Origin of the sequence: Microbacterium immunditiarum, assembly GCF_013409785.1 — a bacterium.
GTDB lineage: Bacteria > Actinomycetota > Actinomycetes > Actinomycetales > Microbacteriaceae > Microbacterium > Microbacterium immunditiarum.
On sequence record NZ_JACCBV010000001.1, the window covers coordinates 2,031,250 to 2,052,812 of the forward strand.

Annotated in this window: 24 protein-coding genes; 17 read left to right on the plus strand and 7 right to left on the minus strand. The window is 70.3% G+C overall.

Translation table 11 applies throughout. The features are described 5' to 3' along the window. Positions 1-57: 57 nt before the first annotated feature. Entirely contained in the window at positions 58-1,089 is a 1,032-nt protein-coding gene (gene fbaA, locus BJ991_RS09360; protein ID WP_179489450.1) for a class II fructose-bisphosphate aldolase, read from the minus strand. 223 nt (positions 1,090-1,312) lie between these two features. On the opposite strand from fbaA, the gene glpX reads away from it, so the two are divergent. Continuing rightward, a complete protein-coding gene (gene glpX / locus BJ991_RS09365) occupies positions 1,313-2,302 on the plus strand; it encodes a class II fructose-bisphosphatase (RefSeq protein ID WP_179489452.1) in 990 nt (329 codons plus the stop codon). Between the two features lie 118 nt (positions 2,303-2,420). Beyond that, a complete protein-coding gene (locus BJ991_RS09370) occupies positions 2,421-2,630 on the plus strand; it encodes a UDP-N-acetylmuramyl pentapeptide phosphotransferase (RefSeq protein ID WP_179489453.1) in 210 nt (69 codons plus the stop codon). A 28-nt stretch (positions 2,631-2,658) separates the two neighbouring features. Here BJ991_RS09370 and BJ991_RS09375 read toward each other — a convergent pair whose 3' ends face one another. Both BJ991_RS09375 and BJ991_RS09380 read right to left on the minus strand, forming a co-directional pair. After that, positions 2,659-4,002, minus strand: a complete 1,344-nt coding sequence (locus BJ991_RS09375; protein ID WP_179489454.1) for a DNA recombination protein RmuC — start codon at positions 4,000-4,002, stop codon at positions 2,659-2,661. A gap of 61 nt (positions 4,003-4,063) precedes the next feature. Then, positions 4,064-4,723, minus strand: coding sequence for an exonuclease domain-containing protein (locus BJ991_RS09380; RefSeq protein WP_179489455.1), 660 nt, complete (start codon positions 4,721-4,723; stop codon positions 4,064-4,066). Between the two features lie 187 nt (positions 4,724-4,910). Between BJ991_RS09380 and BJ991_RS09385 the strand changes: the two genes are divergently transcribed. The 4 genes from BJ991_RS09385 to BJ991_RS09400 are packed head-to-tail and all read left to right on the plus strand — an operon-like array spanning position 4,911 to position 7,738. Beyond that, complete coding sequence (locus BJ991_RS09385; RefSeq protein ID WP_179489456.1) at positions 4,911-5,660, plus strand: class I SAM-dependent methyltransferase; 750 nt, start codon at positions 4,911-4,913, stop codon at positions 5,658-5,660. After that, positions 5,657-6,289 carry a dihydrofolate reductase family protein gene (locus tag BJ991_RS09390; RefSeq protein WP_179489457.1) on the plus strand — a complete coding sequence of 211 codons (633 nt, stop codon included), beginning with the start codon at positions 5,657-5,659 and terminating at the stop codon, positions 6,287-6,289. The genes BJ991_RS09385 and BJ991_RS09390 overlap by 4 nt, the downstream gene beginning before the upstream one ends. Then, entirely contained in the window at positions 6,282-7,040 is a 759-nt protein-coding gene (locus tag BJ991_RS09395) for a class I SAM-dependent methyltransferase (RefSeq protein WP_179489459.1), read from the plus strand. The genes BJ991_RS09390 and BJ991_RS09395 overlap by 8 nt, the downstream gene beginning before the upstream one ends. Beyond that, the gene (locus BJ991_RS09400; RefSeq protein WP_179489461.1) at positions 7,037-7,738 is read left to right on the plus strand and encodes an HAD family hydrolase; all 702 of its coding nucleotides are present in this window, start codon (positions 7,037-7,039) and stop codon (positions 7,736-7,738) included. The genes BJ991_RS09395 and BJ991_RS09400 overlap by 4 nt, the downstream gene beginning before the upstream one ends. 7 nt (positions 7,739-7,745) lie before the next feature. Here the strand turns inward: BJ991_RS09400 and BJ991_RS09405 are convergent, their stop codons facing one another. Beyond that, a complete protein-coding gene (locus BJ991_RS09405; protein ID WP_179489463.1) occupies positions 7,746-8,375 on the minus strand; it encodes a VOC family protein in 630 nt (209 codons plus the stop codon). 66 nt (positions 8,376-8,441) lie between these two features. Between BJ991_RS09405 and ychF the strand changes: the two genes are divergently transcribed. Continuing rightward, on the plus strand, positions 8,442-9,515 hold the full coding sequence (gene ychF / locus BJ991_RS09410; protein ID WP_179489465.1) for a redox-regulated ATPase YchF: 1,074 nt from the start codon (positions 8,442-8,444) through the stop codon (positions 9,513-9,515). Further along, positions 9,508-9,870: a zinc ribbon domain-containing protein YjdM gene (locus BJ991_RS09415; RefSeq protein ID WP_179489467.1), complete on the plus strand. Its 363-nt coding sequence runs from the start codon at positions 9,508-9,510 to the stop codon at positions 9,868-9,870. Before ychF ends, BJ991_RS09415 begins: the two co-directional genes overlap by 8 nt. 60 nt (positions 9,871-9,930) lie before the next feature. On the opposite strand, the gene BJ991_RS18810 is transcribed toward BJ991_RS09415, so the two are convergent. Beyond that, positions 9,931-10,293 (minus strand): DUF5655 domain-containing protein, encoded by a 363-nt coding sequence (locus BJ991_RS18810; protein WP_343048699.1) that lies wholly within the window; start codon positions 10,291-10,293, stop codon positions 9,931-9,933. A 142-nt stretch (positions 10,294-10,435) separates the two neighbouring features. Here BJ991_RS18810 and BJ991_RS09425 point away from each other — a divergent pair, with 142 nt between their 5' ends. After that, positions 10,436-10,630 carry a hypothetical protein gene (locus BJ991_RS09425; RefSeq protein WP_179489469.1) on the plus strand — a complete coding sequence of 65 codons (195 nt, stop codon included), beginning with the start codon at positions 10,436-10,438 and terminating at the stop codon, positions 10,628-10,630. Between the two features lie 20 nt (positions 10,631-10,650). Here the strand turns inward: BJ991_RS09425 and BJ991_RS09430 are convergent, their stop codons facing one another. After that, positions 10,651-12,078, minus strand: a complete 1,428-nt coding sequence (locus BJ991_RS09430) for an MFS transporter (protein WP_179489471.1) — start codon at positions 12,076-12,078, stop codon at positions 10,651-10,653. A 353-nt stretch (positions 12,079-12,431) separates the two neighbouring features. Here BJ991_RS09430 and BJ991_RS09435 point away from each other — a divergent pair, with 353 nt between their 5' ends. The 4 genes from BJ991_RS09435 to BJ991_RS09450 are packed head-to-tail and all read left to right on the plus strand — an operon-like array spanning position 12,432 to position 14,774. Continuing rightward, on the plus strand, positions 12,432-12,995 hold the full coding sequence (locus BJ991_RS09435) for an alpha/beta fold hydrolase (protein WP_179489473.1): 564 nt from the start codon (positions 12,432-12,434) through the stop codon (positions 12,993-12,995). Positions 12,996-13,033: 38 nt separating this feature from the next. Beyond that, positions 13,034-13,666: an SRPBCC family protein gene (locus BJ991_RS09440; protein ID WP_179489475.1), complete on the plus strand. Its 633-nt coding sequence runs from the start codon at positions 13,034-13,036 to the stop codon at positions 13,664-13,666. Then, positions 13,663-14,331: a DUF4166 domain-containing protein gene (locus tag BJ991_RS09445; protein WP_179489477.1), complete on the plus strand. Its 669-nt coding sequence runs from the start codon at positions 13,663-13,665 to the stop codon at positions 14,329-14,331. The genes BJ991_RS09440 and BJ991_RS09445 overlap by 4 nt, the downstream gene beginning before the upstream one ends. Before the next feature lie 38 nt (positions 14,332-14,369). Further along, positions 14,370-14,774, plus strand: a complete 405-nt coding sequence (locus tag BJ991_RS09450; protein ID WP_179489479.1) for an MmcQ/YjbR family DNA-binding protein — start codon at positions 14,370-14,372, stop codon at positions 14,772-14,774. A 2-nt stretch (positions 14,775-14,776) separates the two neighbouring features. On the opposite strand, the gene BJ991_RS09455 is transcribed toward BJ991_RS09450, so the two are convergent. After that, positions 14,777-15,511, minus strand: coding sequence for an EI24 domain-containing protein (locus BJ991_RS09455; RefSeq protein WP_179489481.1), 735 nt, complete (start codon positions 15,509-15,511; stop codon positions 14,777-14,779). 360 nt (positions 15,512-15,871) lie between these two features. Between BJ991_RS09455 and BJ991_RS09460 the strand changes: the two genes are divergently transcribed. From BJ991_RS09460 to BJ991_RS09475, 4 genes are all read left to right on the plus strand, one after another. Next, entirely contained in the window at positions 15,872-17,212 is a 1,341-nt protein-coding gene (locus BJ991_RS09460) for a glycosyltransferase (RefSeq protein ID WP_179489483.1), read from the plus strand. Beyond that, positions 17,209-19,032 carry a right-handed parallel beta-helix repeat-containing protein gene (locus tag BJ991_RS09465; RefSeq protein ID WP_179489485.1) on the plus strand — a complete coding sequence of 608 codons (1,824 nt, stop codon included), beginning with the start codon at positions 17,209-17,211 and terminating at the stop codon, positions 19,030-19,032. Before BJ991_RS09460 ends, BJ991_RS09465 begins: the two co-directional genes overlap by 4 nt. Further along, positions 19,032-20,084: a right-handed parallel beta-helix repeat-containing protein gene (locus BJ991_RS09470; protein WP_179489487.1), complete on the plus strand. Its 1,053-nt coding sequence runs from the start codon at positions 19,032-19,034 to the stop codon at positions 20,082-20,084. Before BJ991_RS09465 ends, BJ991_RS09470 begins: the two co-directional genes overlap by 1 nt. Before the next feature lie 68 nt (positions 20,085-20,152). Further along, on the plus strand, positions 20,153-21,550 hold the full coding sequence (locus BJ991_RS09475) for a UDP-glucose dehydrogenase family protein (protein ID WP_179489489.1): 1,398 nt from the start codon (positions 20,153-20,155) through the stop codon (positions 21,548-21,550). Positions 21,551-21,563: the final 13 nt, after the last annotated feature.

The window sequence follows — 21,563 nt, forward strand, 5'->3', positions numbered from 1 at the left end:
GGATGCCGCGGGCCGACCGGTCGGGCGGGCGGCCGCGGCATCCGTCGATTCGGTCGGTCAGGCCGCCAGGCTCTTGCCGTGGGATCCGAGCTGCTGCGTCGCCTCGACGACGCGTGCCGCCATTGCCGTCTCGGCGATCTTGCCCCACGCGCGCGGGTCGTACGCCTTCTTGTTGCCGACCTCGCCGTCGACCTTGAGAACGCCGTCATAGTTCTGGAACATGAAGCCGGCGACCGAGCGCGTGAACGCGTACTGCGTGTCGGTGTCGATGTTCATCTTCACCACGCCGTGCGAGACGGCCAGCTCGATCTCCTCATCGGACGAGCCACTGCCGCCGTGGAAGACCAGGTCGAGCGGCTTGGGTCCGGTGCCGAAGCGCTCCGCGATGCCCTCCTGGATCTCGCCGAGCAGCTCGGGGCGGAGCTTGACGTTGCCGGGCTTGTAGACGCCGTGCACGTTTCCGAACGTGAGTGCTGAGATGTACCGGCCGTTCTCGCCGAGGCCGAGCGCTTCGACGGCCTTCGTCACGTCCGCGACGGTCGTGTAGAGCGCCTCGTTCGAGCCCTCGTGCTTGACGCCGTCCTCCTCGCCGCCGACGACGCCGACCTCGATCTCGAGAATCGCGTTGATGTTGCGCATGCGGGGGAGGAGGTCCTTCGCGATCTGGATGTTCTCGTCGAGCGGCACCGCCGAGCCGTCCCACATGTGGGACTGGAAGAGCGGGTTGCGACCGGCGCGCACCTCTTCCTCGGATGCCTCGATGAGCGGCAGCACGAAGGTCGGCAGCGCCTCTTTCGGGCAGTGGTCGGTGTGCAGGGCGACCGTGATGGGGTACGACTTGGCGACCTCGGTGGCGTACTTCGCGAACGCGATGGCGCCGGTCGCACGTGCCTTGACGCTGTGGCCGGACAAGTAGTCGGCGCCGCCCGTCGACACCTGCAGGATGCCGTCCGACCCGGCCTCGGTCAGCCCCTGCAGGACGGCGTTGATGGTCTGCGAGCTCGAGACGTTGATCGCGGGGTACGCGAAGCCGCCGGCCTTCGCGCGGTCCAGCATGTCGGCGTACTGCTCGGGGGTGGCGACGGGCATGTGTTGCTCCTTGCTTGGCGTGCGCGCGGGGGTGCGGCGGCACGGTCGTTTCGGCCTGCACGGTCACTCTAGCGAAGCGCCTTCGGCGAAGCGGATGCCCCAGCGGCCGTGCGGGGCGAAAGCGCGGGCTCGTTCTGACGCCTGTGAAAGAATTGCGATTCCTTCATCCGGGGAAGACGGTAAGCACCTCGATTCGCGACAGCCGGTGATTAGGCTGGGCGACATGGTGAGCCTGACCGCCGACATGAGTCCCCTCCGCCCTGATCGCAACCTCGCACTCGAGCTCGTGCGCGCCACGGAGGCCGCCGCCATCCGCTCGGTGCCGTGGATCGGCCGCGGTGAGAAGGAGAAGGCCGACGGCGCGGCGGTCGACGCGATGCGCGCGTTCTTCACGACGGTCAACTTCGACGGCCGGATCGTGATCGGCGAGGGCGAGAAGGACGAGGCGCCCATGCTGTTCAACGGCGAGAAGGTCGGCACCGGGCGCGGTCCGCAGTGCGATGTCGCCGTCGACCCGATCGACGGCACGTCGCTCACGGCGGCGGGGCGCAACAACGCGCTGTCGGTGATCGCGGTGTCGGACCACGACACGATGCTCGACGCGTCGAGCGTCTTCTACATGGACAAGCTCGTCACCGGGCCCGCCGGGGTGGGCGTCGTCGACATCCGGCTGCCCATTGGCGAGAACATCCACCGGCTCGCGAAGGCGCTCGGCAAGCCTGTCGAGGAGATCGTCGTCTCGGTGCTGAACCGGCCGCGTCACGATCAGCTCATCCACGAGATCCGAGCGGCGGGCGCGGGCACGCGCCTCATGACCGACGGCGACGTCGCGGGCGGCATCAACGCCGCGCGCCACGACGCGCGCACGGACATGTGCGTCGGCATCGGCGGGAGCCCCGAGGGCATCGTCACGGCGTGCGCGATCAAGGCCCTCGGCGGGCACATCCAGGGCCGGCTGTGGCCGCGCGACGACGACGAGCGGCAGCGCGGCATCGACGCGGGGCTCAAGATGGACGGCTACGTGTACGAGGCCGACGAGCTCGTGCGGGGCTCGAACACCATCTTCGTCGCGACGGGAGTGACCGACGGACAGCTCGTCGCAGGCGTGCGCCGCGAGGGCGATTACGTCTACACCGAGAGCGTCGTGCTGCGCGGCGCGTCCGGCACGCTGCGGCGCATCTCGTCGGAGCACCTCACGTCGAAGTGGCTGTGATCGGTTCGTGACCGGTTCGTGACGACGGCGTGCGCCCGATGTCCAGACTCGTCTGGCAGAATCGAACGAGTCGTCGGCGTCGACGCAGTCCGTTTCCGCAGGCTGGAGGAGTTTGACGATGACCGTACCGGTGAGCGAGCCGAAGCCGCAGACCGGCGCACACGCCGTCGTGGCGAACGCCATCGATCCTGCGCGTCGCCCCGACGTGCTTCTGCGCGTCAGGCGCGAAGAGGGTCACGAGCTCTCGGCGTGGTGGATGGTCGGCGCGTTCGTGGTCGTCTCAGGCGCCGTGATCGCGCTCATGAGCCTCATCCCCGGCGGCGTCTGACCCGCTCGCTCTGCGGGCTCACGCGCCCTCACGGGCCGATGCGGTGGCGCACCTCTCCGACGTCGGCCCCGATCGTGGGCGGGTCGAGCGCGGATGACTCGTCGAGCACCGGCGGCTCCTCGAGCACGGAGGCCTCGTCGTCCAACGCGAGACCCTCGAGCAGCTCGGGCGCGGTCAGGCGCCGCGGCGACTTGTCGATCGTCGCGGGTGCCGCGAGGGCGTCGAGCTTCGTCTCGTCGATGCCGGGGAACCGGCGTGCGCTCACGAAGACCCTCGACTCGAGCGAGCCGGCGAGCTTGTTGTAGCTGTCGATCGTGCGCTCGATCGCGCGGCGCAGGTCGTCGGCGTGGCCCGCGAGGCCGCCGAGCCGCTGGTACAGCTCGTTGCCGAGGTCGAACAGGCGGCGAGCCTCCTGCGAGACGTCCTGCTGCGTCCACGCGTAGGCGACGGTCTTCAGCACAGCCCACAGGTTGACCGGCGACGCGAGGGCGACGCGCCTGCCGAACGCGTAGTCGAGCAGCGCGGGGTCCTCTTCGAGCGCGGCCGCGAGCAGCGACTCGCTCGGCACGAAGCACACGACGAACTCGGGGCTCGACGACAGCCCCTGCCAGTAGCTCTTCTTCGCGAGCGCGTCCACGTGGGCGCGGACGGCCTTGACGTGGCGCTCGAGCAGCGCGCGGCGACGCGCCGCCTCGGCGCCGACGGCCGTGAACGGGATCGCACTCGCCTCGAGATACGCGTCGAGCGGGACCTTCGCGTCGACGGCGATCGCCTTGTCGCCCGGGAGGCGGATGACCATGTCGGGGCGGCCGGCCCCGGCATCCGTCTTCACCGTCGCCTGCAGGTCGAAATCCACGTACCTTGTGAGCCCCGCCGCCTCGACAACACGGCGGAGCTGCGTCTCGCCCCACACGCCGCGCGTCGCGCCCGACCGCAGTGCGCTCGCGAGCGACTCGGTGGTCGCGCGCAACGCCTCGTCGGACTCGTGCGCGCGCCGCAGCTGCTCGGCGAGCGTGCCGAACTGGGCGTGGCGCTCGCGCTCGAGCTCGTCGACCTTGAGCTGCATCGTCTGCAGCGTCTCGTGCACGGGAGCGAGCGCCCGCAGCACCGCCTGCTCGCGACGCTCGCGCTCTTCGCGCGCGGCCTGATCGGACCGCGTCTGCGCTGCGAGCTCGCGGTAGAGGAGGTGCTGGTGATCGAGCTGCGCCTGGACGCCCGCCCGCGCCGCCTCGGCGGCGGCGAGCCGTGCGCGCAGGTCGGTGTGCTCGCGGGCGGAGCGCGCTGCGGCGCGCGCGAGCCCGGCCGTCCACCCGGCGAGGGCGCCGGCGGCGAGACACGCGATCACGATCGCGACGATGATGAGTGCGTCCATGGGATCAGGATGACGCGAGCATCCGACATCGCACTCGCGCGGCGCCGCGCGCCGCGTGACGTCAGGCGAACTCGAAGAGTGTCTGCTGCTCCCACCGAAGCGGCGCCCCGGACGCAGGCGCATCGGCCGCCGGCGGCTTCTCGACACGCTCGGGTACCGCGATCCGCGCCACGCCCACGCGGGCGAGCTGGGCCAGCGATCGGATGTCGCGGGCGCTCAGCCGCCGGGCCGCGTCGATCATGATGTGCGCGCACGCGAGCGCGTCGGCGGTGGCGTCGTGGTGCGCGAACTCGGCGAAGCCCGCCTCTGCGGCCACGGAGGGAAGCCGATACGACTCCAGGCGGTAGACGCGCCGAGCGAGCTGGAGGCTGCACACGTACTCGTACGGCGGGCAGTCATCGCCCGTGACCTCGCACGCGCGCCGGATCACGGTCATGTCGAAGCCGGCGTTGTGCGCGACGAGCACATCCGACCCGCAGAACTCCGTGAGATCGGCGAGCTGCTCGGTCCAGGTCTTCGCGCCGACGACGTCTTCGGCCGTGAGCCCGTGGATGCGGGTGTTCAGCTCGAAGAACTGGTCGTGCGGAAAGGGCGGCTGGATCAGCCAGCCCTTCGTGTCGACGACCTCGCCGTCGCGCACCCGCGCGAGGCCCACCGCGCACGCCGACGCACTGCTGGAGTTCGCCGTCTCGAAGTCGATCGCGGTGAAATCCAGTGGCACCCCCTCAGCATCACTCGCACCTCCGACGTCGCCGGGCAGGCACGCCGGACGACGTCGGACGTGCGCAACTCCGGAACGATCGGATGACCCAGGGGCCGGAGCCGCGCGGCTGCGAGGTGTGCGGCGCCGGTCCTGCGCAGATCTCCGGAGATCCGCACGTGTCGGGCCGGGGTCGTAGGGTCGAGGCATGGCCACCCGCGAAGAGATGTCGAGATCGTTCGGGTCCGCGGCATCCGTCTACGAATCCGGTCGCCCGGAGTATCCCGCCGATGCGGTCGAGTGGCTGCTGGAGCCCGCCCGCCGAGAGGGGCACAGCCTGCGCGTCGCCGATGTCGGAGCGGGAACGGGCAAGCTGACGCGTGCTGTCGTCGAGGCGGGAGCCGAGGTCGTCGCGATCGATCCGGATGCCGCGATGCTCGGCGTCCTGCGCGAGAACGTGCGGCGCGTGCCCACGTTCGTCGGCACGGCCGAGAACCTGCCGCTGCCCGATGCATCCGTCGACGCGGTCGTGCTGGGCCAAGCGTGGCATTGGGTGGATCCTGTGCCCGCGTCCGCCGAGGTCGCGCGCGTCCTGCGCCCGCGCGGTGTGCTCGGGCTCATCTGGAACGTACGCGACGACGGCGAGCCGTGGGTGAGGCGCCTCACCGGCATCATGCACGGCAGTCGCGCGGAGGAGATGCTCGCCGACGGCGATCCGACGCTCGCCGCGCCGTTCGCGGAGCTCGAGGCGAAGACGTGGCACTGGTCGCGGCGGATGACGCGCGACGCGCTCCTCGACATGGCCCGCTCGCGCAGCTACATCATCACGGCTCCGCCCGCGGAGCGCGAGCGCATCGAGGTCGGTCTCGCGGAACTCTTCGACGAGCTCGGTGCCGTCGGCGACGCGACCATCGAGCTGCCGTATGTCACACGCGCGTATCGGGTGGTCCGGCCATGAGCACGCGCACGCTCACGGTCTGCAACTTCGTCACGGTCGACGGCCGCTACGAGGACGACACGCACGACATCGTCTCGTTCTTCGAGCACCAGCACCCCGACTACCGCGGCGCCGACTCGTTCGACCACTACACGACGAGCCTCCTGCGCGAGTCCGACACGCTTCTGCTGTCGGGCCGGCGTTCGTTCCTCGGCAACATGACGTACTGGAGCGGGGTCCGCGAAGCGGCGGATGCCACGGCCATCCGCCGCGAGTTCGCCGACCTCATCCTCGCGGTCGAGAAGGTCGTGGTCTCCGACACGGTCACCGACGCCGACATCGCGCCGTACGAGAACACCCGCATCGTGCGCATCGAGGACGCCCGCCGAGAGGTGGCCGCGATGAAGCAGACCGAGGGCCGAGGGATCCTGATCCTCCTCGGCAGGCTCCTGTGGAACGACCTCATGGAGGCCGGTCTCGTCGACGAGCTGCACCTCGTGACGTTCCCGCTCATCGCGGGCCGCGGTGTGCCGCTGTTCGACACGCGCCCACCGGTGGCGCTCAAGCTGCTCGAGACGCGCGCCTGGGAGGAGTCGGGGAACGTCCTCATGCGCTGGCGCGTCGACTCCGCGGAGACGCGGGATGAGTGATCCCGCGGCGTCGTTCGACTCGGTCGCGGCCGGGTACGACGCCGCGCGTCCGTCGTACCCGCGCGAGTCCGTCGATTGGCTCGTCGGCGATGACGCCGAGGTCGTCGTCGACGCGGGCGCCGGCACGGGCAAGTTCACCCGCCTGCTGGAACGCCCAGGTCGCCGCGTGATCGCGGTGGAGCCGTCGGCGAGCATGCTCGCGGAACTGCGCCGTGCCCTTCCGCGCGTCGAGGCGATGGCAGGGTCGGGGGAGCGGATGCCTCTGCCCGACGCATCCGTCGATGTCGTCACGTTCGCGCAGGCGTGGCATTGGGTCGATGCGGATGCCGCGTCCGCCGAAGTCGCCCGCGTGCTGCGGCCGGGCGGGCGACTCGGGCTCGTCTGGAACCTCCGCGACGAGCGCGTGCCGTGGGCGCACGACCTGGGCACCGCGATGCGAGCAGACGGCGACCACTTCCGCGGAGACGTGGAGGACCCGGCTATGGGCGACGCGTTCGCGGGTCCCGCGCGTCACTTCGTGGAGTGGGTGCGACGGTCGACGACGGACGAGATCCTCGCCGACGTCCGGTCGCGCAGCTACTTCCCGCTGCTGCCGTCCGACGAGCAGGAGCAGGTGCTGCGCGCGGTCGTGGAGGTGCTCGGGCGGCCCGGAGTGTCGGATCGCGACGGCATAGTGGAGGTGCCGTATGTCACGGCGTCGTACCGGTACATGTCTGGCCGACGGACCGAACTCACAGAGGAGACCGCATGATCCGCGGAGTCTGCTTCGACCTCGACGGCACGCTGCTGCGTGACGACCACATGGACGACGTGCTCGTGCGCGTGGCGGCCGGCGTGTCGGAGCGGCACGGCCTGACGTCTGCCGACGTCGACGCAGTGCACCGGCGCGCGTGGTCGGAGCAGTGGGACGAGATCGGCGAGCAGTGGATGCTCGGCCGAGTCCCGACCGATGTCGTCATGGCGGGAGTGTGGCGTCGGGCGCTGTCGCAGTTCGACGTCGACGATCTCGAGGCTGCCGCGAGAGAGGCGTACGAGCTGCAGTGGCGCATCGAGACGACGTCGTGGTCGCTGTACCCTGAGGCGCTCGACGTGCTCGCGGAGTGCCGCAGGCGCGGCATCCGCACCTCGATCATCACGAACGGCCCGAGCGACCTGCAGCGCGCGAAGCTCGACGCGGTCGACCTGACCGGACGGTTCGACGCGATCCTCGTCTCGGGCGAGGTCGGCGCGCAGAAGCCGGACCCGGCGATCTTCGACGCCGCCGTCGAGGGGATGGGCGTCGAGGCGAGCGAAGCGCTCCACATCGGCGACAACCAGCACGCGGATGTCGGCGGCGCGCGGGCCTCGGGCCTGACGGCGGTGTGGATCGACCGCCGTGGCGCCGAGCAGGACTGCGATCCCCATCACATCGTGACGGATCTGCGGGGGCTCGTCGAACTCCTCGGCTGAGCCAGGCCTACTGCGGACCGGCCGGTGCCGGATCGAACTCGAACCGTGCCGTGTCCGGCTCGAAGTCGATGGCGACCGGATGCGGTTCCGCCGGTCTTCCCGTCGGGAGCCAGCCGCGGCCCGGGCGCGTGAGGATGAGGGTCCGTCCCTTCTCGCCGACGAAGCCGAGGCTGTCGGGCTCGTCGATCCCGCCGCTCCAGAGCTCGAGACCGACCTGCTCCAGCTGGCGCAGCAATTCCCGTCGATCGCCGACGAGCCCCAGCTCCGAGAAGCCGACGAGCTCATCCGCCGCGAACGTCCCTGTGCGCCCGTTCTCCTCGAGCCTGCGGTGGGCGATGAGCTCGACGATGTTGCCGGCGGGGTCGTGGAAGTAGGTCGCTCGCGCGTCCCAGAAGGCGAAGTCGAACACGTCGCCCAGCAGCTCCACGCGGTCGCGGGCCCACTCGAGCGCCGCGTCGAAGCGGTCGCCGGGCACGAGAAGAGCGAAATGGTAGAACGCGCCGCCGTCCTCGACCCGGAAAGAGAGGCGGGTCTCGCCGACGACGATCGCGTCCCTGTCGAGCGGCAGCCCGAGCTCACCTCCGTAGAACCCCCTCAGGTCGAGGGGCGCCGCGAGCCTCACATGAGCGAACCGCACGCGGCCAGCCTAGGGCGGCTGGAGACGGGCCGGGCCGCGAGTTTGAGCGCCGTAGACTGGATGCCCGTGGCTCTCACCATCGGAATCGTCGGACTGCCCAACGTCGGCAAGTCCACCCTCTTCAACGCTCTGACCAAGAACCAGGTGCTCGCGGCGAACTACCCGTTCGCGACGATCGAGCCCAACATCGGGGTGGTGAGCCTGCCCGACCCGCGGCTGAAGACGCTCGCTGAGATCTTCGGCAGCGAGCGGATCCTCCCCGCGACCGTGTCGTTCGTCGACATCGCCGGCATCGTGCGTGGCGCCAGCGAGGGGGAGGGGCTGGGCAACCAGTTCCTCGCGAACATCCGTGAGGCAGATGCGATCGCGCAGGTCGTCCGCGGGTTCGATGACGACGACGTCGTGCACGTCGAGGGCGCGGTGAACCCCAAGGGCGACATGGAGACGATCAACGCCGAGCTCCAGCTCGCCGACCTTCAGACCCTCGAGAAGGCGATTCCGCGATTCGAGAAGGAGGTCAAGGGCAAGAAGACCGACCCTGCCGTGCTCTCGACCGCGCTCGCCGCGCAGGAGGCCCTGCAGCGGGGTGAGCTGCTGTCGGCATCCGGCATCGACCTCGCCCCCATCAAGGAGCTCGGTCTGCTCACCGCCAAGCCGTTCATCTTCGTTTTCAACGTCGATGAGAGCGTGCTGACGGATGCCGCGAAGAAGGCGGCCCTCGCCGAACTGGTCGCGCCCGCGCAGGCCGTGTTCCTCGACGCGAAGATCGAGTCCGAGCTCATCGACCTCGACCCCGAGGACGCCGCCGAGCTGCTCGCGTCGACCGGTCAGGACGAGTCGGGCCTCGATCAGCTCGCTCGGATCGGCTTCGACACGCTCGGGCTGCAGACCTACCTCACCGCCGGGCCCAAGGAGGCTCGCGCGTGGACGATCGGCAAGGGCTGGAAGGCTCCGCAGGCCGCGGGTGTCATCCACACCGACTTCGAGAAGGGGTTCATCAAGGCCGAGGTCATCTCGTTCGCCGACCTCGTCGAAACCGGATCGGTGGCCGAGGCCCGCGCCCGCGGCAAGGCCCGTATCGAGGGAAAGGACTACGTGATGCAGGACGGGGATGTCGTGGAGTTCCGGTTCAATGTCTGACGCGCTGCCCCCCTGCCCTGCGTGCAACGAGCCTTACGCCTACGAGCAGGGAGCCTTGCTGGTGTGCCCGATGTGCGGCCACGAATGGTCGGCGGATGACACGGATGCGAGCGCGGCCGAGGCCGCGGCGCCTGTCGTCGATGCCGTCGGCAACGTGCTCGCCGATGGTGACACCGTCACGATCGTGAAGGACCTCAAGGTGAAGGGCGCGGGAGGCGGCGCCGTGAAGGTCGGCACGAAGGTGCGCGGCATCCGCCTCATCGACGACGGCGTGGGCGACCACGACATCGATGCGACCGTGCCCGGCTTCGGGCGAATGCAGCTGAAGTCGAGCGTGGTCAAGAAGTCGCTCTGACACCCCGGGAACCGCCCGTCGGAGAGCGCGCGACGCCAGACAGGCGATCCGCTTCGCCATCTAGCCCGCGTCGTCGGCTGCCGAGATGAGCCAGCCGACGACTTCGTCGTCGATGTCTTTGACGTCGTGGATTTCCAGGTGGTGCATCCAGGGGCCGGGGTGGACGACCTCCTTGAATCGTGCGGACTCCAGACGCTCGTCCGTCGCGAGAGACAAGACGACGGGCGCGGTCGGCCGGCGCAGGTACCGACCCGGGATCCATAGATAGGCGAAGCCGCGCCGGCGTCGCAGTGCCACCTGGCTCTTCGACACTCGGACCGTCACGTCCGGGTGGGCCTCCACGGCTGCCGCATGGACGCGTAGGAACGTGTCAAGCCCCACGCTCTGGGCGCCGAAGTAGTCCTCAGGTGTCCTCTCCGTCACGAGAGAAGGGTAGTCGGGTTGCCGAGGGCTGCTGAGGCTTGGCCGCTCCCCGCGACGCACCGATCGAGCATCGCGCGCACCCGCCTTCACAACATCATGAGGTGTACGCTCGCGCCCGGGGGGACGACCCTGGGAGGACGCGATGGCAAACGCACGTTCGGACCCGGCCGACCTGCACGGCACCGCGGACGAGAGGCGCCGCCAGCTGGACGAGCACGCAGCATCCGGCTCGCTCAGCGCGGAGTGGCTCCGCCGCCAACTGGACTCGACGCTCGACGCATGGTCGAGCGACGAGACCGAGCTCGATGTCGACAAGGAGCGCAAGGTCGACTTCTGACGGCGTTCACGTCGTCGATCTCATGATCCCGTCGCCGTCCTCGGCGTGCGTCGGGGCGATCTGCGGAGCGCGGGCCATGTGATGTAGGCCACGATCACGGCACCCGCGGCGAACGCGGCTGCCGTCAGATGGGCGGCCCACAGTCCGGCTTCGGCCGCCGCCAGGGCGCTCCCGCCTGCGCCGAGCGCAGCGGCCCTTCCGGCGGCGTCGACGGCGCCGAAGACGGCGATGCCGATCGCGCCTCCGAGTTGCGCTGTGGCCGAGGCCAGACCGGAGCTGACGCCCGCTCTGCGTGCAGCGAAGCCGTCGGCGATGACGAGGGTCGTCGGGGTGAAGCTGAACGCCACGCCGGTCGCGGCGAGGAGCAGCACCGGCAGAACCCGCCACACATACGGTGCGCCGTGGTCGATCGAGGCGAACAGCAGGTGGGCGACGATCAGCATCGCGAGTCCCGCCACGGCGACCTTCTCGGCGCCGAAGCGCTTGAGGGCACGCGGCAGGACGAGAGTGCTGACGGCGAACCCGGCGAGCGACGTCGGAAGCATCGCCACGCCCGCGACCGCGGGCTCGTATTCGAGGACCTGCTGGATCAGCAATGCGACCAGCACGAAGCACGCGATCCGTGCGGCGCCGCCGAGCATGTTCGCGACGACGCCGCCCGCCACGCGCGGCTCGCGAAGCGCCGCGGGCGCGAGGATGGCGTCAGCGGTGCGCCTCTCGATGATGACGAACGCCACTCCCGCAGCGATGGCAGCGAGGACGGCGACGAACACCTCGATCGAGGCGAATCCCCTGTGCGGCACGGTCAGCACGGCGTAGACCGCGGCGACGACCGCCAGGGTGAGGGCCGCGGCCCCGGCGGCGTCGAACGGTCGCCGTGCTCCCGCTTCGTCCGCCGGGAGCGTCAGCCAGCCCGCCACGAGCACCGCGGACGCGACGATGGCCGTCGCAGCCATCACGCTGTGCCATCCCAGCATCCCCGTCAGGACGCCGCCGACGGTGACGCCCAGCGCGCCGCCCACCGTGGACGCCGCGCCCCACCAGCTCATCGTGGTCGTGCGGGCCGATCCGGTGAACCCGGCCAGGATGACCGACATCGCGGCCGGGCTGAGCATCGCGGCCCCTGCCCCCTGACACACCCGCGCCGCGATCAGCACCCCCTCGTCGGGTGCGAGTGCCCCGACCACCGAGCCGATCGCGAGCACGGCGGCCCCGATCAGGTACATCCGCCTGCGCCCGAAGACATCGGCCGCGCGGCCAGATACGAGAAGGAGCCCTCCGAAGCTGAGGAAGTACGCGTTGAGAACCCACGCGGTGCCCGTGGCGGACAGAGCGAACTCATCGGCGATCGACGGCAGCGCCACGTTCAGGATGCTCGAGTCGAGCATCACCACGAGCTGTGCCGAGACGAGCGTCAGCACGAGGGACACCCGGCGCGACTCAGTCATGAGCGATCCCTTCGAGGACGGGGAGAGCGGCCGCACGATGGGCCGGAACGATCCCGGCGACCGACTCCGCGATCGCGATGACGATGGCAAGGGTGAGCGCCGGGGAAGTGGGAACACGATACCCAACGGCGCGATGGCGGACTGGCGAGGCTGCTCCCTGACAACCCCGTCCTGGCACCGGGGTGCGAGCACTCCGCGTCTCAAAAGACCAGATCAGAGGCAGTAATGGCAAACCGCGCGTCCGCCCGTCTGATAGATTCGATCCGCCTCGCGCACCATCCCGTCGTTCGCCGCGGCATCGCTGTGCGCGCGGAGCGAGACACGACACTTCCCGCACGAGAGGACTCACGCACGTGACCGACAACCGCACCGTCGACGCGGACAGCCGCCCGATCCCGTACGTCGAGGAGGGGGAGGGGCCCATCTCGCTGGTGCTCGTCGCCGACGGCGGTCTGGACGGAGATCCACTGGGAGTCGTGTCGCACTACCTCGCTGAGGAGGCCGGCTTCCACGTCGTGCGCGTCGGCACCCGCTCCGACTCGGAGAGCTTCGAGGAGCGCGTCGCGGACGTCTCATCCGTGCTCGACCGCCTCGGATTCGAGCACACGTGGATCGGCGGGCATGCATCGGGCGGCACCGTCGCGCGCGCGTTCGCCGCGACGCACACCGACCGCGTCAACGGCCTCCTGCTTCTCGGCGTCGAGGAGGCCGACATCCCGCTGGCCCCGGTGATCCCGGTGCTCATCATCCAGGGGACCGAAGACCACGTCACACCGCCCGCCAACGGCGACGCTCTGCGGGCAACCGCTTCCGAGCGCGCGAGCGTCAAGAACATCGAGGGCGCGGGGCATCTCTTCCCGCTGACTCACATCATGGACACGGCCGTCATCATCGAGGAGTACCTCGACTGGGACTGATGCACGGTCGCGTCGCGGCGGGCCGGTAGCGTCGTCGTGTGACCCGCTCCGGCATCTATGTCGAGATCTTCATCCGCGCCGACGTCGACGAGGTCTGGCGGCTCACGCAGGACCCGGCGGAGCACGTGCGGTGGGACATCCGCTTCTCACACATTCAGCCGACAGGCGAGACGGATGCGCGCGCCACCCGCTTCCGCTACACGCGACGCACTCCGTTCCACATCGTCGAGGGCACCGGAGTGAGCCTCGGTGAGGTCGAACGACCCGACGGCACTCGCACCTCGGCGCTGCGCTTCGCGACCGACGACGTGCTGTCGCCGATCCGCGCCGGTCGTGGGTACTGGCGCTACGTGCCGGTCGACGGCGGGACCGCCTTCATCACGGGCTACGACTACGAACCCGGGTGGGGCCTGCTCGACGTGCTCGTCCGCCCGCTGCTGGGATGGGCGACGGCCTGGAGCTTCGACCGCCTGCGGAATTGGATCGAGACCGGGGTTCCGCCCGAGCGGTGGCCGCTGTGGAGTGCGGTGTGGTGGGGGCATCCGGATCGTCCTCGCGCTCGTCGCTGCCGGCGCGCGCCCGCCTCGCGTCCGCGGCGCGCCGACCACCTCGTGAATGCACCTGCGACGCTCGCGACGTTGCCCGACCCAGCCACGGAGGCGGCGTCGTGACCTCGATCTTCGAGCGCGCCCTCGGCGAGGACTTCGCGCGGCTGCATCCGATGATGCGCCGCCGGTTCGGTGTCGGCCTCGCATCGGGCGAGGCGTGCGTCGGCCGGGGCGTCATGACGACGATCCGGCGCGGGCCGTGGTGGACGGTGCCGTTCCTGCAGATCGGGCGGCTGCGGAACATCCTCGTGCCCGACACGGGGCGGGATGTGCCGTTCGTGATCGAGAACTACCCGTACGTCGACCCGCTCGGACGCGAGACGGTCACGTTCGTGCGCGAGTACGCGATCGCCGGGAAGAGTCGTCGCTTCGACGCGACGATGATCCTCGACGGCGGTCGCATCCTCGACTACCTGGGCACCCACCAGCACCTTGCGGTGGACCTCGACCTGCGGGTCGACGATCGGGGCGGGTTGCGGTTGACATCGGACGCGCAGCGCTTCTACGAGGGGCCGATCGCGTTCCGCTTCCCGATGGCCTTCAGCGGGCGCGCGACACTGCACGAGCACTTCCATGACGCCGACGGCCGATTCCACGTCGACCTCGAGGTGCACAATCACCGCTTCGGGTTCCTCTTCGGCTACAGCGGCACGTTCGAGTGCGAGTGGATTCGGGCGACGGGCGCGCCCGAGCGGCTCAAGCCCGTGCGGCACGAGCGGAGAACCTGACCCACCGCGCTGTCTGCGGTGGGCGATACCCTCGGTCGATGCCGACTCTCGACGACGTGCGCCGCACCGCCGAGCGGCTTCCCGGCAGCGAGGAGCGCGCGACGACGGGCGGCGCCGCGTGGTTCGTGCGCGGCAAGCTCTACGCGTGGGAGTGCCACCCGTGGCCGAGCATCCCCGACGACGTGCGCGCGATCGTGGCATCCGAGCTCGTCGTCGCCGTGAAGGTCGCCGACGCCGTCGACGCGCTCGCTCTCGCCGAGATGGATCCCGACGTGTTCCTGCGCACGACGACGCGGTGGAGCGAGCCGAAGGTCGCCTTCCGGATGGCCCGCATCGACGAGGACCACCTCGCCGAGCTCGTGACCGAGGCGTGGCGCACCCAGGCGCCGAAGTACCTGCGTCGCGAGTTCGATGAGGCGTCTTCCCCTCGCGGGTCATCCTGACGTCAGGCGGCGTCGCCCTCGAGCAGCGATCGCGCGAGCAGCGTCGACCCTGCGACGGCGGCGGGCATGGTCGCGACGGCGCCGAGCGGCACGAGGAAGCACAGCTGCGTGACGACGCCGAACCCCAGCACGCGAGCCCGGTGCGGGCGCATCACCCATCGGCGTTCGCGGCGTGCCATGCCGCGTGACGTGAGCGCCCGCGCCGTGAGCTCGTCGGCGACGAGCCATCCCGTGGCGACGATCCCGACGAGCGCGCTCAGCACTCCGCCGATCGCGGGGATGAGGGCGAGGAGGGCGGCGACCACCGCGACGGCGATGCCGCGCGCGATGAGCGAGACGCCGTCCCCAACGGAGCGCCAGAAGCCGTAGTCCTTCTCGGCCCCGGTGTCGCCGAGCTCCGTCTCGATCGCCTTCCAGATGCGCTCGTAGAACGGGTCGCCGACGACGAGAGTCACCGCGGTGAACGACACCACCACGAGGACGAGCGCTGCGCCGAACACGGCTGTGCCGACCGCGACACGCATGACGACCGCCCAGACGCTCGGCCAGCCGTCGGCGAACGGCGTGAGCGCGTCGGCGATCGTGGGCAGGAACGCGCCCAGTGCGATGAGGCCCGCCAGGAAGACGATTCCGACGATCGCCGCGGGGACCAGCCCCAGAGCCATGAGACCCGGCCGTCTGCCCCAGTACGCGAACCCGCGTCCGAGATACGACACTCCTCTGATGAAATCGCGCATGCGCCCCTCAGCCTAGGGCAGGCGCGTGGAGTAGATCCTCAGGCGGAGGTTGAGGCCGAAGGGACGAGCGTCGCATCGCCAGTGAGGGCGACAGGCAAGTAAAAACGCAGATCACGGGTTGAAAACGCGGATGCTCCGTGAGCCGCTTCTCATCGGGGATGCCCATAGTAGGTGCCCTCCCGGAGGATGTGAACCCCCGCGAGATTCCGCGCCCGCCGGCCTACCGTGGACACTTCGACTTCTGCGCGCCGTTCTCGGCCACGTCCCTCCTCACGACTGAAAACGGCGCACCCTTCGCGGCGACGCCGGCCCGACCGGTCGGTGTCTCCCAGCGGCGGCGTGCGCCTGGCAAGGAGCTCGATGTCCCCGCAAGACGCTTCACCGTTCGACGACCTGACCGCCTTCCTCGACAGCGCGCTGTCGGCCGTCGACTGGCAGGCGGTCGAAGAGTTCTTCGCGACTGTACGGCCGTTCGTTCCGCTGGCGATCGCCGGCATCGTCGTGTGGAGCCTGTGGCTCTACCGCTTCACGCTGTCGCGCTTCGCCCGGCCGATCCGCAACAGCCATCGCGAGACGACGTCGGTCGTCGTCCCGTCGTTCCACGAGGACCCCGACATCCTCATGAGATGCCTCGACTCGTGGCGGTCTCAGGACCCTGACGAGATCATCATCGTGCTCGACGTCGCGGACCTCGAGGCGTACGACCGCATCGTCGCGCTGGGGGACCCGCGCGTTCGACCGATCCTCTTCGAGCACGTCGGCAAGCGGTCGGCGCTGGGCGCCGGCATCCGTCTCGCCCGGTTCGATGTGCTCGTGCTGACCGACTCCGACACCGCGTGGCGCGACGGACTGCTGCGCGCGGTGCAGATGCCCTTCATCGATCCGCGCGTCGGCGGCGTCGGCACGCACCAGAACGTGTATCAGCGCCGCTCGAGCGTGTGGCGCCGGGTCGCGGACTGGCTCGTCGACCTGCGCTATTACGACTACGTGCCCGCCATGGGCCGCGCGGGCGCCGTTCCCTGCCTTTCCGGACGGACGGCCGCCTACCGACGCCGTGCGGTCCTGCCGGTGCTCGACCACCTCGAGAACGAGTTCTTCCTCGGGCGTCGCTGCATCGCGGGTGACGACGGCCGGCTCACCTGGCTGGTGCTGGCATCCGGTTACCGCACGGTGCACCAGTCGGACGCCCGCGCGCTGTCGATGTTCCCCGACACGCTGCGCGCCTTCGTCAAGCAGCGCGTGCGGTGGAGCCGCAACTCCTACCGCTGCTACCTCACCGCGATCGCGAAGGGGTGGTTGTGGCAGACGCCGTTCGTCACGAAGATCACCGTGCTGCAGATCCTCCTCACCCCGGTCACGATGGGCCTCACGCTCTTCTACCTGCTGTTCGCGCGGCTCGAGTTCACGACGATCGGCATCGTCGGCGTCGTGGGGTGGGTCATCATCGGTCGCGGCATCCGCGGGATCTCGCACCTGGCCCGCCACCCAGGCGACATCGTCATCCTGCCGATCGTGGCGCTCACCGTGATCGTGATCGCCCTTCCCGTGAAGCTGTGGGCGTTCGCGACGATGAACAAGCAGGGCTGGCTGACGCGGAGCGCCACCCAGGTGGGCGGCGACGGCCAGTCGGCCGCGACGCTCCGTTCGCCGGCCGCCGGCGCGCCGGCCACGGCGCGAGCAGAGGCGGTGACGCAGCGATGACCCGCCTGCAGCGCTTCACCGGCACGCTGCTGCTGGTGGTCGTCATCGTGGCGGCGGCGTTCGTCGCGGGCATCGTGTTCCGCGAGAACCCGTTCGGCGAGTCCTGGGCCGAGGGGCAGACGCAGCAGGACGGCTCGCGCGACCTCGGCTACGCGGGCGACGCCGAGGCGGAGGCTGCCCTCGTCGCGGCTGAGCGCGAGCGCGTCTCGCTCGTGACGTCGCTCGCGGGCATACTCCCGTGGCGCTCCGGACACGTCGAGGGCGCGTACCGCCTGCCGACGGCGCCGCTCACGACCCTCGTGCTGCCCGCGCGACAGGACCCCTACACGATCCACGATCTGCGAGCCCTGTCGCCCGACGCGATCACCGAGCTGCCCGATGGGGCGATCCTGGTGTCGGAGAGCATCGTCGCGCTGCCGCAGGCCGCGCTCGACCTGTCGGGCGTCCCCGCCGTCAAGCTCGCGAGTACTCCCGAAGGGTTCGCGTCCATCGTCGTCATCGGCGGTGCGCTGCGGGTGGCCGGCGCCGAGGGCGCTCCCCTCGCGGTGAACAGCTTCGACCCGCGCACGGGCGCGGAGGACACGACGACGGCTGATGGTCGTGCGTACATCCGGGTCCAGAGCGGAACCGTCGACATCGCGCACGCCGCCTTCGCTCAGCTCGGCTTCTGGTCGGGCGAGACGGGCGGACTCGCGCTGACCGGCGCCGAGGCATCCGATGACCGCCCCGCACTCGCCGAAGAGTCGACGGATGCCGCGACCGACGCAGCCGCGCCCCTCGTCTCGCCCGACGAGGTGACCTCGACACTCGACGAAGAGGACGCGCGCCTCGGGCCCGTGAGCGGGTCTGTCCAGCACGCGACGTTCACGGGCAACGCGTACGGACTCTTCGTGGCCGATGCCGCGGGGCTCGCCGTCGGCGATTCGACGATCGACGGCAGCCTCATCGACGGGCTCGTGCTGCACCGCGACGTCACCGACACCGAGCTCGCCGCGACGACCGTGTCGGCCAGCGCCGGCGACGGCATCGTCGTCGGGCGCTCGAGCGCGTCCATCGCGATGACCGCCGTCACCGTGACGGGCAACGGCCGCAACGGCATCGCGATCGACGGCCGCGCGCTCGCGCAGGGGCCCAATCCGGCCGGTTCCTCGACCGCGGGATACGGCGACATCGCGATCGTCGAGTCGCGCATCGCCGACAACGCGCGCTACGGCGTCGAAGTCAGCGGCGCGCGCGACGTCTCGATCGCCGACAGCGACATCGCGGCCGGCATCGTCGGCGTAGTGGTCGACGATGCCGCGACCCTCGTCACGATGACGGGCAACACGATGTCGCACCAGCAGCGGCAGTCCATCGCGCTGCGGGACGGCGCCTCGGAGGTGGGCATTCGCGACAACGTCCTGTCGTCGGTCGGAACCGGCGTGCACCTGCATGACGCGACGGCGGACATCCGCGACAACCGGTTCGCGGACATCTCGCAGCACGCGGTGACCCTCGTCGGTCACGCGAGCGGAACACGCATCGTCGGCAACGTCATCGCGGGGCACGGCACGACCGCCGTGCACGACGATGCCGTCGGCGGATACGCGGCGCGCAACGACCTCGAGGGCTGGTCGCCGCCCGTCACCCCGCGTTCGGTGCTCGAGACGTTCGCGCAGCCGCTGACTCTCATCTGGACGGCGCTCGGCGTGCTCGTGGTCATCACGGCGCTCACGCGCCGCAAGAGCCCGCCCATCCGCCATCCGTATCCCGAGCACATCCCGCTCACCCAGCTCACACGGGGGATCGTTCCCCCCGAGTCGATCCGGAGGACACAGTGATGAACCGAAAGTCCCACGCCCCGCCGCTGATCGTCGCGGCGCTCGCCCTGCTCGCGCCCCTCGCCGGGTGCGCGTCGGGTCCGGCATCCGGCGGCAGTCCATCGGGTGCGCCGCCGTCGCCGACCCCGACGGCCCCCGCACCCGCGGGTGGTGCCGCCGAGGTCGAATGCGAGGACGCGACCGCCGAGCCGACCACGACCCAAGAGCTGGAGGATGCGCTCGACGCCGCCCAGCCCGGCGACGTGATCGCGCTTCAGCCGGGCACGTACGAGGGCGAGTTCGTCGCCTCGGCGCAGGGCACGCAGGACGCTCCCATCACGCTGTGCGGGCCCGAGGATGCGATCCTCGACGGCGGCGCGGTCGACGGAGGTTACGTGCTGCACCTCGACGGCGTCTCCCACTGGATCGTGCAGGGCTTCACGGTGCGCAACGGCCAGAAGGGGATCATGGCGGATGCCACGACCCACACGACGATCCGCGGCATCACCGTGACCCACATCGGCGACGAGGGCATCCACCTTCGCGCCGCGAGCACCGACAACCACGTCGTGGGCAACACCGTCGGCGACACCGGGCTGCGCAAGCCGAAGTTCGGCGAGGGCATCTACATCGGCTCGGCCGAGAGCAACTGGTGCGACATCACCGGCTGCGAGCCCGACCGCAGCGATCGCAACGTGATCGAGGGCAACACCATCTCGGGCACGACGTCCGAGAGCGTCGACATCAAGGAGGGCACGAGCGCGGGCGTCCTGCGCGGAAACACCTTCGACGGCTCGGCGATCACGGATGCCGACTCGTGGGTCGACGTGAAGGGCAACGGGTGGCGCATCGAGGGCAACGAAGGCACGTCGTCGCCCGGCGACGGGTTCCAGACGCACGAGATCCTCGACGGCTGGGGCACCGACAACGTCTTCGCGGGCAACGTCGCGAACCTCGAAGGCCCCGGCGACGGAGTGGCGTTCGCGTTCGAGCCCGAGCGCGGCAACGTCCTCCTGTGCGACAACGAGGTCTCGGGCGACCGAGAGCTGAGCAACGTCGAGTGCCGCGAGTGAGCGGCCGCGGCATCCGCAACCATTCCCGACCCGGTTTCGAACACCGGACGCAGAGCAAGGAGACACCCATGACGACCGACCTCTCGACGCAGACCGCCCGACATCCGCAGCGACTGACCGTCGTCGGCCTCGGCTACCTCGGCGCCACGCATGCCATCTGCATGGCCAAGCTCGGACACCGCGTCGTCGGAGTCGACGTGGACCCCGACAAGGTCGCGGCGCTGCGGAGCGGTGTCCTGCCGTTCCACGAGCCCGGACTCCAGGAGCATCTCGACGAGATGCTCGCGACCGGGCGCATCGCGTTCACAGCCGACCTCGCGCGGGCCGCGGACTTCGCCGACACGCATTTCGTGTGCGTCGGCACGCCGCAGAAGGACGGAACGAATGCCGCAGACCTCGGGTTCGTCGAGGCCGCGGTCGACGCTCTCGCGTCGCGCATCGAGCGCAGGGCGCTCATCGTCGGCAAGTCGACGGTCCCCGTGGGCACGGCCCGCCGCCTCGCGGAGCGCGTCGCGGCGCAGTCGCGACCGGGCGCCGACATCGAGGTCGCGTGGAACCCGGAGTTCCTGCGCGAGGGCTTCGCGGTCGAGGACACCCTGTGCCCCGACCGGCTCGTGTTCGGCGTCGACTCGGACTGGGCGCTCGACCGGCTGATCGACGTGTTCGACCCCGTGCTGGGTGCCGGGACGCCGGTCATCGTGAGCGACCTCGCCACGGCCGAGCTCGTGAAGGTCGCGGCGAACGCGTTCCTCGCGACGAAGATCTCGTTCATCAACGCGGTGGCCGAGGTGTGCGAGGCGACGGGGGCCGACGTGGGTCAGCTCGCGGATGCCCTGGGCCGCGACCCGCGGATCGGGAGCCGGTTCCTCAAGCCCGGTCTGGGCTTCGGCGGCGGGTGCCTGCCGAAGGACATCCGCGCGTTCGCGCATCGCGCCGAGGAGCTCGGCGTGGGCCGGGCGGTCGCGTTCCTGCACGAGATGGACGAGATCAACCAGCGCCGGCGCGAGCGCATGGTCGACGTCGTGCGCGAGTTCGCCGGGGGAGACCTCGCGGGCACACGCGTCGCGGCCCTCGGCGCAGCGTTCAAGCCCGACTCCGACGACGTGCGCGATGCGCCGGCGCTCGAGGTCGCGCGCATGCTGTCGATGGAGGGCGCCGAGGTGCGTGTGTACGACCCTGCCGCGGCGGAGAACGCGCACCGCACGTACCCCGACCTCGACTACGCCGCCTCGCTCGACGAGGCGACCCGCGGCGCGGACGTCGTGGCGCTGCTCACCGAGTGGCCCGAGTTCGTCGACGCCGATCCCGCCGAGCTCGCCCGCAACGTGCGGCAGCGGCGAGTCGTCGATGGTCGCCGCGTGCTCGACGCCGAGCGGTATGTGAACGCCGGGTGGGAGTACCGCGCGCTCGGTCAGGCGGAGTCGCTGACGCGGACGGATGCCGTCCCGGCGGTCCCGCGCTGGTAGCGGTCCTGCGTGA

Excerpts from the sequence above, each read along its gene's own strand:
- BJ991_RS09450 (WP_179489479.1), top strand. The coding sequence starts at position 14,370 with ATGCCGACTCTCGACGACGTGCGCCGCACCGCCGAGCGGCTTCCCGGC.
- BJ991_RS09395 (WP_179489459.1), top strand. The coding sequence starts at position 6,282 with ATGAGTGATCCCGCGGCGTCGTTCGACTCGGTCGCGGCCGGGTACGAC.
- BJ991_RS09460 (WP_179489483.1), top strand. The coding sequence starts at position 15,872 with ATGTCCCCGCAAGACGCTTCACCGTTCGACGACCTGACCGCCTTCCTC.
- BJ991_RS09430 (WP_179489471.1), bottom strand. The coding sequence starts at position 12,078 with ATGACTGAGTCGCGCCGGGTGTCCCTCGTGCTGACGCTCGTCTCGGCA.
- glpX (WP_179489452.1), top strand. The coding sequence starts at position 1,313 with ATGGTGAGCCTGACCGCCGACATGAGTCCCCTCCGCCCTGATCGCAAC.
- BJ991_RS09470 (WP_179489487.1), top strand. The coding sequence starts at position 19,032 with ATGAACCGAAAGTCCCACGCCCCGCCGCTGATCGTCGCGGCGCTCGCC.
- BJ991_RS09370 (WP_179489453.1), top strand. The coding sequence starts at position 2,421 with ATGACCGTACCGGTGAGCGAGCCGAAGCCGCAGACCGGCGCACACGCC.
- BJ991_RS09400 (WP_179489461.1), top strand. The coding sequence starts at position 7,037 with ATGATCCGCGGAGTCTGCTTCGACCTCGACGGCACGCTGCTGCGTGAC.
- fbaA (WP_179489450.1), bottom strand. The coding sequence starts at position 1,089 with ATGCCCGTCGCCACCCCCGAGCAGTACGCCGACATGCTGGACCGCGCG.
- BJ991_RS09465 (WP_179489485.1), top strand. The coding sequence starts at position 17,209 with ATGACCCGCCTGCAGCGCTTCACCGGCACGCTGCTGCTGGTGGTCGTC.
- BJ991_RS09415 (WP_179489467.1), top strand. The coding sequence starts at position 9,508 with ATGTCTGACGCGCTGCCCCCCTGCCCTGCGTGCAACGAGCCTTACGCC.
- BJ991_RS09385 (WP_179489456.1), top strand. The coding sequence starts at position 4,911 with ATGGCCACCCGCGAAGAGATGTCGAGATCGTTCGGGTCCGCGGCATCC.
- BJ991_RS09455 (WP_179489481.1), bottom strand. The coding sequence starts at position 15,511 with ATGCGCGATTTCATCAGAGGAGTGTCGTATCTCGGACGCGGGTTCGCG.
- BJ991_RS09390 (WP_179489457.1), top strand. The coding sequence starts at position 5,657 with ATGAGCACGCGCACGCTCACGGTCTGCAACTTCGTCACGGTCGACGGC.
- BJ991_RS09375 (WP_179489454.1), bottom strand. The coding sequence starts at position 4,002 with ATGGACGCACTCATCATCGTCGCGATCGTGATCGCGTGTCTCGCCGCC.
- BJ991_RS09475 (WP_179489489.1), top strand. The coding sequence starts at position 20,153 with ATGACGACCGACCTCTCGACGCAGACCGCCCGACATCCGCAGCGACTG.
- BJ991_RS09425 (WP_179489469.1), top strand. The coding sequence starts at position 10,436 with ATGGCAAACGCACGTTCGGACCCGGCCGACCTGCACGGCACCGCGGAC.